The 14,601-nt window shown below is 69.0% G+C and carries 21 protein-coding genes and 1 pseudogene; 14 read left to right on the top strand and 8 right to left on the bottom strand.

Annotation, left to right across the window (positions count from 1 at the left end; translation table 11 throughout):
* Positions 1-27 precede the first annotated feature (27 nt).
* Entirely contained in the window at positions 28-1,020 is a 993-nt protein-coding gene (locus ETD83_RS18475; protein WP_138646374.1) for an ABC transporter permease, read from the bottom strand.
* Positions 1,021-1,195: 175 nt separating this feature from the next.
* On the opposite strand from ETD83_RS18475, the gene ETD83_RS18470 reads away from it, so the two are divergent.
* The gene (locus ETD83_RS18470) at positions 1,196-1,864 is read left to right on the top strand and encodes a lysophospholipid acyltransferase family protein (RefSeq protein WP_138646373.1); all 669 of its coding nucleotides are present in this window, start codon (positions 1,196-1,198) and stop codon (positions 1,862-1,864) included.
* 11 nt (positions 1,865-1,875) lie between these two features.
* Here the strand turns inward: ETD83_RS18470 and ETD83_RS18465 are convergent, their stop codons facing one another.
* Positions 1,876-2,631 (bottom strand): PaaX family transcriptional regulator C-terminal domain-containing protein, encoded by a 756-nt coding sequence (locus ETD83_RS18465; RefSeq protein ID WP_230421005.1) that lies wholly within the window; start codon positions 2,629-2,631, stop codon positions 1,876-1,878.
* 109 nt (positions 2,632-2,740) lie between these two features.
* Between ETD83_RS18465 and ETD83_RS18460 the strand changes: the two genes are divergently transcribed.
* Both ETD83_RS18460 and ETD83_RS18455 read left to right on the top strand, forming a co-directional pair.
* Positions 2,741-3,499, top strand: coding sequence for a crotonase/enoyl-CoA hydratase family protein (locus ETD83_RS18460; protein WP_230421007.1), 759 nt, complete (start codon positions 2,741-2,743; stop codon positions 3,497-3,499).
* 47 nt (positions 3,500-3,546) lie between these two features.
* Positions 3,547-4,794 carry a cytochrome P450 gene (locus tag ETD83_RS18455; protein ID WP_138646371.1) on the top strand — a complete coding sequence of 416 codons (1,248 nt, stop codon included), beginning with the start codon at positions 3,547-3,549 and terminating at the stop codon, positions 4,792-4,794.
* On the opposite strand, the gene ETD83_RS18450 is transcribed toward ETD83_RS18455, so the two are convergent.
* Positions 4,791-5,699 carry a 2-hydroxyacid dehydrogenase gene (locus ETD83_RS18450; RefSeq protein ID WP_230421004.1) on the bottom strand — a complete coding sequence of 303 codons (909 nt, stop codon included), beginning with the start codon at positions 5,697-5,699 and terminating at the stop codon, positions 4,791-4,793. The genes ETD83_RS18455 and ETD83_RS18450 overlap by 4 nt on opposite strands.
* Positions 5,700-5,860: 161 nt before the next feature.
* Between ETD83_RS18450 and ETD83_RS18445 the strand changes: the two genes are divergently transcribed.
* Positions 5,861-7,045, top strand: coding sequence for an AAA family ATPase (locus ETD83_RS18445; protein ID WP_138646370.1), 1,185 nt, complete (start codon positions 5,861-5,863; stop codon positions 7,043-7,045).
* On the opposite strand, the gene ETD83_RS18440 is transcribed toward ETD83_RS18445, so the two are convergent.
* The 3 genes from ETD83_RS18440 to ETD83_RS18430 are packed head-to-tail and all read right to left on the bottom strand — an operon-like array spanning position 7,042 to position 8,481.
* Positions 7,042-7,479 (bottom strand): PIN domain nuclease, encoded by a 438-nt coding sequence (locus tag ETD83_RS18440; protein WP_138646369.1) that lies wholly within the window; start codon positions 7,477-7,479, stop codon positions 7,042-7,044. The two genes, ETD83_RS18445 and ETD83_RS18440, sit on opposite strands and share 4 nt — an antisense overlap.
* The gene (locus tag ETD83_RS18435) at positions 7,476-7,721 is read right to left on the bottom strand and encodes a type II toxin-antitoxin system VapB family antitoxin (RefSeq protein ID WP_138646368.1); all 246 of its coding nucleotides are present in this window, start codon (positions 7,719-7,721) and stop codon (positions 7,476-7,478) included. Before ETD83_RS18435 ends, ETD83_RS18440 begins: the two co-directional genes overlap by 4 nt.
* Positions 7,702-8,481, bottom strand: a complete 780-nt coding sequence (locus tag ETD83_RS18430; protein WP_138646367.1) for a helix-turn-helix domain-containing protein — start codon at positions 8,479-8,481, stop codon at positions 7,702-7,704. The genes ETD83_RS18435 and ETD83_RS18430 overlap by 20 nt, the downstream gene beginning before the upstream one ends.
* 573 nt (positions 8,482-9,054) lie before the next feature.
* Here ETD83_RS18430 and ETD83_RS18425 point away from each other — a divergent pair.
* The 7 genes and pseudogenes from ETD83_RS18425 to ETD83_RS18405 all read left to right on the top strand — a co-directional run bounded on the left by ETD83_RS18425 (position 9,055) and on the right by ETD83_RS18405 (position 11,199).
* Positions 9,055-9,375: a hypothetical protein gene (locus ETD83_RS18425; RefSeq protein ID WP_138646366.1), complete on the top strand. Its 321-nt coding sequence runs from the start codon at positions 9,055-9,057 to the stop codon at positions 9,373-9,375.
* Between the two features lie 188 nt (positions 9,376-9,563).
* Complete coding sequence (locus ETD83_RS18420; RefSeq protein ID WP_138646365.1) at positions 9,564-9,785, top strand: hypothetical protein; 222 nt, start codon at positions 9,564-9,566, stop codon at positions 9,783-9,785.
* Positions 9,782-9,949, top strand: a pseudogene (locus tag ETD83_RS45705) (DUF6879 family protein); the annotation flags it as partial. The gene ETD83_RS18420 and the pseudogene ETD83_RS45705, both read left to right, overlap by 4 nt.
* 71 nt (positions 9,950-10,020) lie before the next feature.
* On the top strand, positions 10,021-10,311 hold the full coding sequence (locus ETD83_RS44580; protein ID WP_230421003.1) for a DUF6879 family protein: 291 nt from the start codon (positions 10,021-10,023) through the stop codon (positions 10,309-10,311).
* Between the two features lie 25 nt (positions 10,312-10,336).
* A complete protein-coding gene (locus ETD83_RS42610; protein ID WP_171064315.1) occupies positions 10,337-10,513 on the top strand; it encodes a hypothetical protein in 177 nt (58 codons plus the stop codon).
* Positions 10,514-10,665: 152 nt separating this feature from the next.
* On the top strand, positions 10,666-10,908 hold the full coding sequence (locus ETD83_RS18410; RefSeq protein WP_205717747.1) for a glycine-rich domain-containing protein: 243 nt from the start codon (positions 10,666-10,668) through the stop codon (positions 10,906-10,908).
* 9 nt (positions 10,909-10,917) lie between these two features.
* The gene (locus ETD83_RS18405; protein ID WP_138646364.1) at positions 10,918-11,199 is read left to right on the top strand and encodes a hypothetical protein; all 282 of its coding nucleotides are present in this window, start codon (positions 10,918-10,920) and stop codon (positions 11,197-11,199) included.
* 66 nt (positions 11,200-11,265) lie between these two features.
* Here ETD83_RS18405 and ETD83_RS18400 read toward each other — a convergent pair whose 3' ends face one another.
* Positions 11,266-11,904 (bottom strand): DUF4360 domain-containing protein, encoded by a 639-nt coding sequence (locus ETD83_RS18400; RefSeq protein ID WP_171064314.1) that lies wholly within the window; start codon positions 11,902-11,904, stop codon positions 11,266-11,268.
* A gap of 423 nt (positions 11,905-12,327) precedes the next feature.
* On the opposite strand from ETD83_RS18400, the gene ETD83_RS18395 reads away from it, so the two are divergent.
* Positions 12,328-13,335, top strand: coding sequence for a nitronate monooxygenase (locus tag ETD83_RS18395; RefSeq protein ID WP_138646362.1), 1,008 nt, complete (start codon positions 12,328-12,330; stop codon positions 13,333-13,335).
* Here ETD83_RS18395 and ETD83_RS18390 read toward each other — a convergent pair.
* Entirely contained in the window at positions 13,305-13,694 is a 390-nt protein-coding gene (locus tag ETD83_RS18390; protein WP_138646361.1) for a winged helix-turn-helix transcriptional regulator, read from the bottom strand. The genes ETD83_RS18395 and ETD83_RS18390 overlap by 31 nt on opposite strands.
* A gap of 52 nt (positions 13,695-13,746) precedes the next feature.
* On the opposite strand from ETD83_RS18390, the gene ETD83_RS18385 reads away from it, so the two are divergent.
* Together ETD83_RS18385 and ETD83_RS43740 are read left to right on the top strand one after the other, a co-directional pair.
* The gene (locus tag ETD83_RS18385; RefSeq protein WP_138646360.1) at positions 13,747-14,142 is read left to right on the top strand and encodes a YybH family protein; all 396 of its coding nucleotides are present in this window, start codon (positions 13,747-13,749) and stop codon (positions 14,140-14,142) included.
* A gap of 164 nt (positions 14,143-14,306) precedes the next feature.
* Positions 14,307-14,601, top strand: a 295-nt coding sequence (locus ETD83_RS43740) for a carbohydrate-binding protein (RefSeq protein WP_205717746.1), incomplete at its 3' end; no start/stop codon positions are given.

Below are 14,601 nucleotides of genomic sequence, written 5' to 3'. Positions count from 1 at the left end.
TGGACCTGCCTTCGGCCCGGACGTCCGTCATGAGCTCGCGGCGGGTTCCATCGCGGCGCCGCGGTCGCGCTGCCGCGCCTTCGCCGGGACCAGGACCAGCGCGATCCCGGCCACGGCCCACACTGCCAGCACGAGGAGCGGCGAGCCGATGGCGTTGCCGTCGAAGTAGACGGTGTTGCGCACCGCGTCGATGGCGGCCGCGACCGGCAGCCAGTCGCCGATCGCCGCGAACCACTGGGGGATGAACTGCGGGCCGATCGGGCCGCCGCTCGCCGGGACGCCGATCGGGATGAGCACCAGCGCGGTCAGGGCCAGGGCGGGCGGTCCGGCGACGCGCAGCGCGCCCGCCGCGAACGAGGAGACCGCGAACACCAGCAGGCTGCCGAGCCCCCACAGCTCCAGCGGGGCGCCCGCGAGCGCGCCGGTCAGGCCGGCGGCGACCCAGGAGTTGACGCCGCCGAGCGCGACGGAACCGGCCGCGAGCAGCGCGAGCCGCCGCACGGCCCCGGCCTTCGGCACCGCGACCGCGAGCATGACCGCCAGGATCACCGCCGGGATGACCGTCGTGATCACGAAGAAGATCGCGGAGACGCCGTTGTTGTCGTCGGCGGGCAGCGGCCGGACGTCCTCGACCGTGACCGGCTGCCCGGTGGCCTGCCCGACCCCGTGGAACGCCGTGGACAGCGCGGCCTGCTCGATCTTCCCGTTCGCGCCCGCGAGGATCAGCGTCGAACCCTGGCCGCCGCCCTGACCGGGGACGAACACCGCGTCCACCTCACGTTCCAGGAGCGCGTTCCGCGCCTCCCGCTCGTCGCCGTAGGCCGCGAGGTCGAACGCGCCCTCGGCCTTCTGGTCCATCATCGCGCCGAGCCGGCCGACCGCGGGCTCCGGCGCGACGACGGCGACGGGCACGTCGTGCGGCTCCAGGTGGTGCAGGGCCCCGAGGAACGACCCCGCGAAGACCAGTCCGATCAGCGACACCGCCACCATCACGGCGATGGGCTTGCCCTTCTCATGCATCGCTGCCTCCTTGCTCGATGCCGTGCTCTACGCCTCAAAAAATAATCGCTCGTTCGATTAATTACTAGGGAGTGTCGCATGAGGCTGGTCACATGGCGGATGCGAACCGCCGCGAGGCTTCCTAGATTCGGCATCGCGCACCCCGTCCCCGGTGCGCCGAGTCACGGGAGGCTGCGTGTACTACGGTGTCTTGTCGCACACGGTCGGGCCCCTGCTCCGCCTGCTCCTGCGCCCGAGGGTCGAGGGCAGGGAGAACATCCCGGCGGAGGGGCCGTTCATCCTGGCGAGCAACCACCTGTCGATGGCCGACAGCTTCGTCCTGTCGCCCGTCATCCCCCGCCGGCTGTGGTGGCTGGCGCGGTCCGAGTACTTCGAGCTGCCGGGCCGGGCCGGACGGATCATCCGGTGGGCGATGCTGGCGCTGGGGAACGTCCCGATCAGGCGCGGCCCCACCCGCGCGGCCGTCCAGGCCCTGGAGCAGATGGTCGGCTACCTGGACGCGGGCGGCGGCGTCGCGATCTACCCGGAGGGGAGCCGCTCCCCGGACGGCCGCCTCTACGTGGGCCGCCGGGGCGTCGCCTGGCTCGCCCTCAAGTCGGGCGCCAAGGTCGTCCCCGTCGCGCTCGGCGGGACCGACCGCATCATCCCGCTCGGGACGTGGCGCCCCCGGCTGAACGTCCGTCCCACCGTCCGCTTCGGCGAGCCGATGGACTTCACCCGCTACCGCGACCTGCCGCCGGGGCAGGCCCGCCGCGTCATCACCGAAGAGGTCATGGACGCCATCTGGAAACTGTCCGACCTGGAATGGGCCGGGACGCTGAACCCCCGCGCCGACGACGAATAGCCGCGCCGGGCTCAGGACAGGACATGCTCGGTGAGGAGCTGCTCGAACTCCCTCTCGAAGTGCTCGTACTGGGTGCGGAGCGCCGGGCCCGGCCAGCCGGGAGGGAGCAGCTCCTCCGGGAGGAGCGGGTCGTTCACCAGGTGGCGGAGGAGGGCGGCGGCGAGGGTGAAGCGCTCGGCGATGGCGGTGGCCTCCGTCAGGGCCGTGCTCAGATCGCGGGCCTTGCTCGCCCAGGCGTCCAGGCCCCAGAGGGCGGCGGCCAGCGCGGCGGGCTCCTCCTCCGGACGCCCGCGCAGGAACGTGCATTGCCGCACGACGATCTCCGGGCGCGGACGGGTCAGGTTGAACGGGCGCAGCCAGGTGCCCTCGCGCAGCTCGGCGAGCCGCAGCGCGGACATGGCCTGCCGGAGCGCGGCCCGGTCGGCGGCGGGACGGCGCTCGGCGGTGATGACGGCGATCTCCCACGTCCCGTCCCAGGGGAGGGCCGGGGGCAGGCGGCTCTCGTCCTGGCGGGCCTGGCGTTCGAGGAGGCGTTCGGTGAGCGCGTACGAGCCGCCGGACTGGACGAGATCGCCGGAATTCACCATGCGGGAGAGCGCGACCCGGATCGTTCCCTCCGCGATTCCGAAGAGGTCGCCGACGCGGACCAGATAGCGGGCGGGGAGCCGCGGCGGGTGGACGCCCAGAAGCGTGCTCAGGACGACGGAACGCGCGGTGAGCGGGCGGATCTCCAGTCTTTCCATGCTGGTCAAGACTTTATCGGGCACGATGAAGAGGCTCCCTGGATTACAGTCTTCCATCAAGTAATGCCAAGACGTAATGTCCACGCGCCGGCCCAGTGCATGGCGATCGATCCGACAGGAGGCCCCGTTGGCGGTGCGGATCGAACGGGACGGCCCGGTCACCACGGTCGTCATGTCCCGTCCCGAGACCCGGAACGCCGTGGACGGGACGGCGGCACGCGAACTCGCCGCCGCGTTCCGCGCGTTCGACGCCGACCAGGATGCGAGCGTCGCCGTCCTGTGGGGCGAGGGCGGGACGTTCTGCTCCGGCGCCGACCTCACCTCGATCGGCACGGAGACCAGCCCCCGCGTCGACCCGCCGCCCGCGGACGGGCCGCTCGGCTGCACCCGGATGCGGCTGTCCAAGCCGGTGATCGCGGCCGTCGCCGGGCACGCGGTCGCGGGCGGGCTTGAGCTGGCGCTCTGGTGCGATCTCCGCGTCGTGGAGGAGGACGCGACGTTCGGCGTCTACTGCCGCCGCTGGGGCGTCCCCCTGGTGGACGGCGGGACGTTCCGCCTCCCGAGGCTGATCGGCACGAGCCGCGCCATGGACCTGATCCTGACGGGCCGCCCGGTGAGCGCGGCGGAGGCGTTCGGCATCGGCCTCGCGAACCGGCTCGTCCCGCCGGGGGAGTCGCGGCCCGCCGCCGAGAAGCTGGCGGCCGAACTGGCCGCGTTCCCGCAGACGTGCCTGCGCAACGACCGCCTGTCCGTCCTGGACACCGAGGGCCTCCCGGACGACGACGCCATCGCCGTCGAGCACCGGCACGGCACCGGATCGCTGGACGACGCGGTCGAGGGCGCCGCCAGATTCGCGGAGCGCCGGGCCCACCGCCACGGCCCAGCCCAGTAAGTTGATCATTACCGGAGACATGCTCGAACCGACCCAGGAGCCGACGCATGACCCTCACCGTGGACGAGGCCGGACTCGCGATCGCCGACCCGAAAACCTACGCCGACGACCGCAGGCTGCACGAGGCGCTCGCGCTGCTGCGCCGCGAATCCCCGGTGCACCACGTGGACGCGCCCGGCTACAACCCGTTCTGGGCCGTCACCAAGCACGACGACATCATGCACGTCGAACGGAACCATGAGCTGTTCCTGAACGCGCCGCGCCCCCTCCTCGCCACCGCGCGCTTCGACGAGCTGAACCGCAGCCGCGCGGAGGACGGCATCGCGCTCCGCACCCTCATCCACATGGACGACCCCGACCACCGCGTCTTCCGCGCGGTCGGCGCCGACTGGTTCCGGCCCCGGGCGATGCGGGGGCTGGAGCCGCGCGTCCGCGACCTCGCCCGGCGGTACGTCGACCGGATGGCCGAGGCGGGCGGCGAATGCGACTTCGCGCAGGAGATCGCCGCGCATTTCCCGCTGTACGTGATCCTGTCGCTCCTCGGCCTGCCCGAGAGTGACTTCGACCGGATGCTGAAACTGACGCAGGAACTGTTCGGCGGCGACGACGACGAGTACCAGCGCGGTGCGTCCGAGGAGGAGAAACTCGAGGTCCTCCTCGAATTTTTCGCCTACTTCCAAGAATTGACGAAGGAGCGCCGCAAGAACCCGACCGGCGACCTAGCGTCCGCGATCGCCAACGCCCGCGTCTTCGGGGAGCCGCTCAACGACTTCGACACCGCGTCCTACTACGTCATCGTCGCGACGGCCGGGCACGACACCACCAGCGCCACGATCACCGGCGGCCTGCACGCGCTGATCGAGCACCCGGGCCAGCTCGACCGGCTCCGCGGGCACCCCGAGCTGATGCCGCTCGCCGTGGACGAGATGATCCGCTGGGTCACGCCCGTCAAGGAGTTCATGCGCACCGCCGTCCACGACACCGAGCTGCGCGGTGTCCGGATCCCCGCGGGCGATTCGCTCCTGCTGTCGTACCCGTCCGCGAACCGCGACGAGGACGTCTTCGACGACCCGTTCCGCTTCGACGCCGGCCGCGACCCGAACAAGCACCTGGCGTTCGGGTTCGGCGTCCATTACTGCCTAGGCGCCGCGCTGGCCCGCATCGAGCTCCGCGCCTTCTTCGAGGAACTGCTGCCCCGCCTCGACTCCATCGAACTGGCAGGAGAACCGGTAGGCATCGCGACGACATTCGTCGGCGGCCTCAAACGCCTCCCCGTCCGGTATTCATTGAGCTAGCGGACGCGGTGCAGCAGCTCCTCACCCCGAGCGAGCCGCCGGCAGTTCTCCACCGCAACGGCGAAGTACCGATCCCATGTCTCACGGGTCAACCAAGCCACATGCGGCATGACAACGACATTCTCCAGCCCCAGCAGCGGATTCCCTGACTCCACAGGCTCGGTCTCAAAGACATCCAGCCCGGCCCCCGCCAGCCGCCCCGAACGCAACGCCGCCACCAACGCACCTTCGTCGATCACCGCACCACGCGCCGTGTTCACCACGATGGCGCCCTCTGGCAGCAGCGCGAGCCGCTCGGCGTCCAGCAGATGGTGGGTGTCGTCCGTCAGAGGCACGTGCACCGACACGATGTCGCTCGCCTGGAGCAGCTCGTCCAGCTCCCGCCAGGCCGGATCCCCGCTCCTCGGCCGCCGCGACGTGTACAGCACCCGCGCCCCGACCGCCTCCAGCATCCCGCGCAGCAGCGTCGCGATCTCACCACCGCCGAGCAGCCCGACCGTCCGCCCACCAAGCTCCCCGCCGACAAGCCCCCGATCAGCGGGCCACCCCTCACCACGCCGCGTCCGCGCGTCGAACGGAACAACCCGCCGCAACGCCGCCAGCATCAACAACAAACTCGTCTCCGCAACGGCCTGCGCGTTCTGCCCGGGCATGTTCGCCACGGCGATCCCGCGCTCCTCCGCCGCGTCCAGATCGATGGTGTTCACACCCGTCCCGAGCTTCTGGATCAGCCGCAACTTGGGCGCCCGATCCATATCGGCCGCCGACAACGGCCGCAGCACATGCCAGAGAACCTCGGCGTCCGGCAGCAACTCGGCAAACCGCCCATCGTCCTGCTCCGAACAACTCACAACATCAAGCCCCGAAGCCTCATGCTCCATGTCGTAGTGCAACAACACCCGCATCGAGACACCTTTCCCACGGCCCTGATCATGACGCATCCCCACGGCACGCGCCCACCGCGCCGGTGACCGCGTCCTCTGCGCGGCCTCCCTGCAGCACTGGCCCAAGATAGGCTGATCTTCCAGGTGTGGGCGCCGGGGCTGACGATCGTGGGGCCGGGACGATGAACGACCGGCTGATCGAGCTGGACGTGCAGAACTTTCGCAGCCCGCGCAAGATCACCGTTCCACTGGGCCCGCTCAATGTGCTCGTGGGGCCGAACGGCGCGGGAAAGACCAACGTGCTGGAGGTCTTCCGCTTCCTCGCCGACGTTATTCGCACTGACCTGGAACCGGCACTGGAACTCCGTGGGGGGTTCGACGAACTCGCGTTCTGGGGAGGGCCGAAGGAACCCGCGTCGTTCCGGATCAAGCTGAAGGCGACCTGGACGGCGCACAGCAGCCCCAGCGCCCCGGACGAGTACACCCTCCGAGTGGAACGGCGAACGCAAGCCGAGAGAGGTCCCTCGCTCAGGCGGCATGAGACCTTCCAGTTCAACCGGCCTCAAGAGAACGAACGGCGCAGCATCACCGTCTCTGGGCAGAGGGTGAGCGTCGAGAGCATCAGCCGGAACAGGAAGAGCTCTCAGGAGCACAGCCTCGGGATCCGCCGCCTGAGCAGTGGCCTGTCCACCCTGCCCCGCCTTTCCGATGACGAGGGTGGCAACGAGGTCGCCACGGTGGCCGAGCGACTCGCTTCATTTCGCGTCTTCGACGTCAGCGTCGACAAGGCTCGCCGCCCGTCCCGCTTCCGGAGGAAATCCGAGATGCTGGAGGAGGACGCCTCGAACCTCGCGGCCTTCCTGGTTTACCTGTCGAGGCGCAGAAGCAGGGTCCTCGAACAGTTGGTGGAAGACGCCAAGGAAGTACTTCCGCAACTGGACGGCTTGAGCTTCGAGTATCCGTCGGGGGCCGCAAGCGAAGTGGTCGTGGTTCTCCATGAGAGAGGGCTGCGCAGACCGACGCAATTGGCGGACGCCTCGTACGGCACCATCCGCCTGCTCGGTCTGCTGGCTTTGCTCTACGACCCAGAGCCCCCCGCCCTCACATGCGTGGAGGAGATCGACCACGGGCTTCACCCGCAGGCCCTTGAGCTCCTCGTCGGGCGTTTGCGTGAGGCGAGTGAGCGGACGCAATCCCTGATCGCGACCCATTCACCGGCCTTCGCGGACACATTGAAGCCCGGCGAACTGGTGGTGTGCGAGCGACTTGACGACGGCTCGTCCGCGATCCCCGCCATCCCAGAGGCCAAGGTCAGGGAGATCGCCGACAGCAGCGACGACCTCCCGCTCGCCGGGTTACTGGCCTAGCGCGCCTTGGGCAGGTCGAGAGTTCCGGGTTCGGCCAGCCACTGCATCGCCTGGCCTGACACGCTGGCGATCTGGTCGAAGTCGCGGTCGTAGTGCAGGAGAGTAACGCCATGCAGGTCGGCGGCAGCGGCGACAAGCAGGTCAACGGGGCCGAGGGCGCGGTGTTGCCCGCGGCTCGTCAGTTCCGCTTGAACCGTCAGGGCGCGCTCATACGCCCGGTCGGGCATGGCGAGCCAGCCGAAGACCTCTCCCACCTCGTCGAGCAGGTTGGCCCGATCGGCCGCCGATCGGGCACTGTAATAGACCTCTAGTTCGCTGATCGGGCAGACGGCGACGAGTCGGCGGGTGAGCATGTCCTCCCATTGGGCGTACGCCCGGTCGTCGCGAAGCAGCCGGACGACGGCGGAGGTGTCGGCGAGCCAGTGCGCGGTCAAGAGGCAGCAGCCCTGCCATCAGCGCCGGCCGGGTTGGGACGGTAGGTGTTCTTGTCGTACATGTCGTCGAACTGCCCTTCCAGGGCCCGTTGACGGAGCCGCGAAAGGGCCCGGCGGCGGCGCAACACGGCGGTGGCTTCGGCGAGTGCCGTGTTGACCGTGTCCTTCATGGTGTCGGTGCCGTACAACTCAGCTGCGGCCGCAAGAGCTTCTTCGTCGATGTCAATCAGCTTCTTGGTCACGACCCGCCTCCATATATCCAAGCTCCAAGTCAGTATATACCCCGACGCTCTGAACCTCCGCTGGGTCGAGCATGAGCCGACCTCGCGTAGACGCGTCATCGAAGGCGATGTCTCTATCATCCACCGTCAGGAGGTGGAACGGGCCGTCGAGCCCGCAGTGTTCTCCGGCCTCGCGCTCCAGCACTCGGACGCTGACGGTGGGGAGTTCTCCGATTTCGAGCAGCCGGGCGAGCTGTCCCTTCATGATCTCCGGGCTGTCGACGGGTTGGGCGAGTACCGCCCAGTTGAGGATGACGGACATGTACGGGAGCTTCGGCCGGTCGAACACGGACGCCTGCCGGGCCATCCGTCGTTCCAGGGCCCGGTCGGGGTCGTCGACCAGTCCGACTCGAAGAGCGGCACGTGCGTAGTCGGGGGTCTGGAACAACCCCGGCACGAGGACGGTCTCCCACATTCTGTGCCGCGTTGCCCGTTCCTGATACGCCGCGAGGCCCGTCATCCAGTCTCCGGTGTCGATGGCGGTCGCGAAGCGAACGAGGCGCTCGAACAGGCCGTTCGTGTGCCGCAGCGCGTCGAGCTGCTTGGCGTACCCGTCGATAAGTCGGCGGATGCCGTTCTCCCACCTGGAAACCGTGGAACGATCAACGTCCAACCGTTCCGCGAGCTGATTTCCCGACAATTGGTGCAACTCGCGTTGTCTCCGCACCTCAACGGCTATGAGGTGCCAGAGCGAGCGGTCCGGATTGAGGTCGCTGATCATGATCAAGGGCCTTCTCGGGCGTTGCCGTTCGTTCCGGAACGTAGCGAGAATGTCGCTCCGTGTCGCATCCTTGTCGGCGAAAGGAAGAATTCGATCCGACCAGGAAAGGGATCTTCATGGGCGCTGATCGCGGTGAGATAAGCGCACTCGATGTCGGCCGCAATCCATCGCTCGTCCATCCCGATGATCGGGCAATTGCCCGGCTTCGGTCGGAATTCGTTGGATATCGGATCTGGCGGTCGGTGCGGGTGGACGGGTCGCTCGGGGAGTGGGTGGCGAGCCTGCATGACCCGGCGGCTGGGGTCGACCCGACCGTCATGTGCCCCACGGCCGAGGACTTGCGCGTGGCGCTGGTCAAGGAGGGCCGAGCGCGCCGAGATGCGCGTCAGGTTCCGGTGACGCGCGGAGGCACCGGGAGGCTCCGCGCTGGTCGCCGGTCCCGGGGCCGCCGGTCATAGATCGGCGGGTCCGGTTGGAGGCGGTGCGGGCGGTGCGCACCCCGTCCCCCCGGGGTGCACCGCTCACGTCCCTCCGCCGCTGAGGAAACGAGCCGAACACAGTGAGGTGAGCTCTATGAGTTTCGACAAGGGACGGCACGCGGCGACCGTGGACGCGCCGCCGCGCAACGAGCGGCACGAGTACCTCTCCGCGTTGCACGAGGGCGTGCGGGCGCACCCGGAGCTGGCGGGCGGGCTGATCGAGCGGCGCGGCGTGAGCTGGGTGAGCGTCGTCCGGTACGGCGGCCCGCGCCGGACGGCCGAGATCGGCTGCGACTTCCGCGACGGCGGGTGGTGGTTATGGTGGGCGGCCAACGGCCAGGCCATCGCGCCCGCGTCCGACATCACCGGCGCGCTCGACGCGATCACGCGCGAGCTCGCGTCGAGGGACGGATGATCTTCGCCTACCGGCCTTCATCAGTCGTCTCCTTCGTCTGCAGCACTGTCGTGGTGGCACTGGCCCTCGGCCGGCCTAAAGGAGTCTGGTTCTTGTGGCTGCTGCGGTGATTGACGCTGACGTGCTGGTGGGCTGAAGCCGCGCCAGGATGAGCAAGTCCCGGCAAGCAATCACATGAAGGGAAGACCATGCGGCTACGGTTCCTCGGGACGGACTCCGACCAGGGCGGTTGTCCGGCGATGTACGCCACTGACCGCGGGACCTACGTGGTTCAGGGGAAGGTCGTCACGGACACGGTGGCGCTCGGGGATCTGCGCGACCTCGCCGACGACGAGACGATCGTCGAGTTCGACCCGGCGCTCGTCCGGCATCTGATCGAGCACTACGACGACCACCACGCGAATGAGTGACCGTGGCCGATCGGCTGACGGGCGACCGTTTCGGCGCGTTGTTCCACACCGTCCGCCGTTCGGCGTTCAGGCTGGAGACCCGCGACCGGTACGACGTGCCCGCCGAGCAGGTGCGCGTGCGGCGGTTCCTGGCCGGCGACCCGGACGAGGACTATCTCCTCGCCGCACATTCCTGGGGGGACATGACCCGAGCGGCGGCGGCAGAGGGGCGGCCGTTCTCTCGCGGGTGCGGGTCGTGTCGGTGCCGCTCGGGGACTACTCCCGGTACGCCCTGTGGTCCGCGCAGGGCAACCTCCGGGCCGCTGAGGAGATCCGGTACCTCGACCGCGACCAGGCCGCCGCGCTCGGCCTGCCGGTCCGGCCACCACATGACGCCTGGCTGCTCGATGACGAACGGGTCGCCGTCCTGCACTTCGATGACGAGGACCATCTCCTCGGCGCCGAGCTGATCGACGACGCGGCCACCGTCGAGGAACACCAGCGGTGGCGGGACATCGCATGGAAGGCATCGGTAGGCCCGGCATAGGCGGGCGCCCCATCACGGGTTCTGGGTGTTCGACGAGCGGCTCGTCCTGGTCGACACGGCGGCGGCCGAGTTGACGATCACGCAGCCGCGAGAGATCGCGGTGTACGTCCAGGAGTTCGAGGTGCTGGCCGGATCGGCGGTGTACGGGCAGGCTGCGCGTGAGCTGATCTCGAACGCAATCCGGACACTGCGAGCAAGCTGAAGCAAGTTCCTGGCCTTAGGGCCGAGGCGGCGTTCATGGTGGGAAGTCCGTACTGGGCCCCAGGCTGGCAGGCGCGTACCTGGGACGGCGGCATCAATCATGAGGCGCGCCGCTGGAGGTCACTATGACCGTCACCACTGGCCGGGCGGCCCGTGGACCCGGCGTGGCACGCGTTCTTTCTGCGGTCGCGGGAGTACGGCGCGTTCTGCGAGGAGCACGCGGGCGAGTACATCCACCACGTCCCGTACCAGGACGAGGCCATGCTGAACGGCGACGTGCTTGAGGCCACCATCCCGGCGCTGGAGGCGACCGGGTACCGGGTGGACGTGGAGTTCTGGCACGGTGAGCGGTCGCCATGCTGCCCGCCGGAGTGCAACAACATGGGCGGGATGTGACCCACTCCGATGACGCAGCGGATCGCCCCTGACACGACCAAGCGGGCGGGCGTCCCGCCCACGCATTACCACTGCTACGCGTGGTCAGGTGCCGGACGGGAGTGGGAGCGGCTCGGGAAGACCGACGAGAAGGCGCTGAACCCCGTCCCGGACTGGGTCGGCCGCGAGGACCGGGCGGCGCGTGCGCTGCGGGCGATCGAGACCTGTTGCTGGCCGTCCTACAGCCAGTGGCTCGTCGGTGGCGTGATCGTGTTCATGGCTGTGGTCGGCACGGACGGAGCCTGCCACTGAGCACGACGAAGAGCGTCCCTCGCCCGCTGCGGAGGGGGGTGAGGGACGTTCGACATGGCGTGTGGGTCAGGAGCAAGGCTTCCACTTGAGGCGGTAGGTCTGCGTGATGCTGCCGTCGTCGGAGCTCAGGGAGAGGGAGTTGACCTTGGACCGGTCGGGGCCCCTGAGGGCTCGCAGTTCCGTGTTGATGTCGAGCGTCGGCTCCGCACCGCAGGGTTTCCACACGGGCTGGGACGGCGTGTCGGTGAACTGGTGGTTCCCGTCACCGGGGCCGCGAACTTCGTACGTCTTCAATGCGTTCTGCGGGTCGCCCTGGAAGTTGTAGTTGGCCTTGAGGGTGGCCCTCGTCCCGGACTGAAGCTTGTAGGACAGGCGGTAGGCCGTCGTCGCGATGGCGTAGGAAGAGTCCTTTCGGAAGTCCATCTTCAAACTGAGCCTGCAGTCCTTGAGAGCGTCAGCGGGCGCTGAGGAGCCGCCTGCCTGGGCCGTGTAATCGGAGAAGTAGAGGACGAAGGATTCGAAGTCGTCCGCCATCACCGCCTGGGCGGTGCCGCGCGGGCACCCGGAGCCGCTCGCGCTCACGATCTCGATCTCGATAGGTGGGAAGGCCCCTGGCGCGGACGCGGCGGCCGGTGTGACGGGCGCGGCGGTCAGGGCGGCGAGCGCGGCGGCGGCCGCGGCGGAACGTGCGATCCCCTTGTGCATGCGATTCTCCTTCACGGGGTTGGACACTTTCGACGACGATGAGATCCACCGGACCGGCGGATAGGGGCTGGCAGGCTTCCTGCGCCTGTCCACAGTCGGTCGACCTCCAAGGGGTCGGAGACGCCGGCGTTGGCAGAGAATGTGATCATTGATCATCCGCCGGGCGAAGCAATTGTTGATCGACTCGGCCGGGGTGGCAAGACCAAAGGCCGTCCACGAATGTCCACGAATGTCCAAGGCGAGTGTCCACACAGGTCAGCGCGCGGGTGGACACTAAGGAGGACACCGACCTATGGACGCCGTTTCCGGCCAGGCCCGGAGAACATTACGACCGCCGAGGAATTCGAGACTCAGCTGCATGCCCTGAAGGCACAGTCTGGGCTGTCGTTCCGGGAAATCGAGCGGCGGGTTATCGTGGTGATCATGACGCTGCCGCCGTGGCCTGGGGTTCCGATCGTGCAGGCGCCCATGGCGGGTGGGGCGTCCACTCCGGCCTTGGCCGCTGCCGTGTCGGACGCGGGCGGGCTCGGATTCCTCGCCGCCGGATACAAGAACATCGAGGCTATGCGGGCCGACATCGCGGCGACGCGGGAGCTGACGTCACGGCCGTTCGGGATGAACGTCTTCATGCCGTCGCTGGACGAGATCGACCCGGCCGCCGTCGCCGTTTATCGTGACCGGCTCCTCCCTGAGGCCGAACGCCTGGGGGTTTCGCCGGGCATGCCGTCCGCCCGTGACGACGCCTACGAGGCCAAGGTCGCTGCTCTGCTGTCCGACCCCCCGGGGTTCGTGAGCTTCACGTTCGGCTGCCCGTCCGCGGACGTCATCGGCGACTTTCAGAGGCGCGGGACCGTGGTGATCGTCACCGTGACCACCGTCGAGGAGGCCCGGCAGGCTTCCGACGCCGATGTGCTCTGCGTCCAGGGGGCCGAGGCGGGCGGGCATCGTGGCTCGTTCGCTAACACGTCGGACGAGCCTGTGCCGTTGCGTACGCTGCTTCAGGACGTTCGTGCCGTTACCGGGCAGCCGCTCATCGCGGCGGGTGGGCTGGGTACGGCCGAGGACGTCGCCGAAGTCCTCGCGCTCGGGGCTGCGGCTGCGCAGTTGGGGACTGTGTTCGTGCGGTGTCCGGAGAGTGGCGCGAGTGCCGTTCACAAGGCGGCGCTCGCCGATCCTCGCTTCACCTCGACCGCTATGACCAGGGCGTTCAGCGGACGTCCGGCCCGCGGTCTCGTCAACCGGTTCCTGACCGAGCATTCCGCGTATGCGCCCGCCGCTTATCCCGATGTCCACTACGTCACCTCGCCGTTGCGCAAGGCGTCCGCTGCCCAAGGAGACCCGGACGGCGTCAATCTGTGGGCCGGGGAGTCCTTCCGGAACGCAACCGAGACTCCGGCCGGTCAGCTCGTTGCCACGCTGTCCGGGGGCTGAGCCGTCTCGTTGCCCCAGTCCCAGAGGGCCTGGAGCACCGGGCCTAGGCGGCGGCCGTGGGGCGTCAGTGCGTAGCGCGTGCGTGGTGGCCATCCCGCCTTGTGGTGGCGGTCGACGACGCCCGAGCGGACGAGGTGTGCCAAGCGGTCCGTCAGGACCTTGTCCGACAGGGTCGGCAGTGCCTGCCGCAGCTCGCTGAACGAATGGTCACGCCGGAGAAGCTCGCGGAGGACGAGGGTCGTCCAGCGTCCGCGCAGCGCGTCCAGGGTGATCTCGACCGGGCAGGACGCGGTCGGTTCGGCGACGTCCGCGCGCGGGTCGTCCGGCAGCCCGGGACGGCCAACCGTTTGGTTAGTCACGAGACAGCCTCCTAGCGTCCGCTGCAGTGCCCTGTCTACCGGAAGGACGACCATGCGCCCACTTGCCGACCGTCCCGAAGACGTCCCGTACGTGTTCGCGGAGCGCTTCAACAGCGGGGATGCTGCCGCGCTGGCCGAGGTGTACGAGGACGGCGCGGTGTTCGTCCCCGAGCCGGGGGCGCCGCTCACCGGCGCCGACGCCCACGCCGCCAATGCGCAGTTCATGGAGCTCGGAGTGCCGATCACGGTGCGCCCCAGGCACGTCTACACCGCTGGAGATCTCGCGCTGCTGATCGTCGACTGGGTAATCGACGGCATGGACCGCGACGGGAGTGTCGTCCACATCGAGGGGACCGCCACGGACGTCGCTCGCCGCGGATCCGACGGCCATTGGCGCTATGTCATTGACAATCCCTTCGGCTGCGCCCCGTCCGGCCGTCCGGCATAGCCCATGCGCTCGGTTTAGAGGGCTTCCCGGCCCGGAATGTCGCCGCTACTCTGCTACTGGCGTCCATGCCGGTTTTGTGCCAAGCGCTTGGGAGAGTTCCGTCCGGGACTTGTGTCTGGCCCTCCACCGGCTCCTCAGTGCCCCCCGTCCTGCCGAGGAGTCCCGTGAAAGTCCACCCCCCCAAGCGCCTGAACTTCATGAACAGACGATGGTCGGCGGTCACCGCCGCCGTGGCCTCGGCGGTCGCGGCGGTCGTGCTGTCGGCCGTCGCGCTGGTCGTGCTGTCAGCGCCGTCGTCCGCCCAGCTGTCCCTGACCGTCTGCACGTTCCCCGCCTGGGGCGAGGGCGGCAGCTACACGGCCGGGACCAAGGTCACCTACAGCGGTCACGGCTACGAGGCCCGCGTCGCCCACACCGCCTACACGGGCGCCGGCTGGAACCCGGCGGCCACCCCCACCC

The sequence above is a fragment of the Actinomadura soli genome (assembly GCF_005889715.1).
Taxonomy (GTDB): domain Bacteria; phylum Actinomycetota; class Actinomycetes; order Streptosporangiales; family Streptosporangiaceae; genus Spirillospora; species Spirillospora soli.
This window is presented reverse-complemented; position numbering and strand designations above follow the sequence as displayed.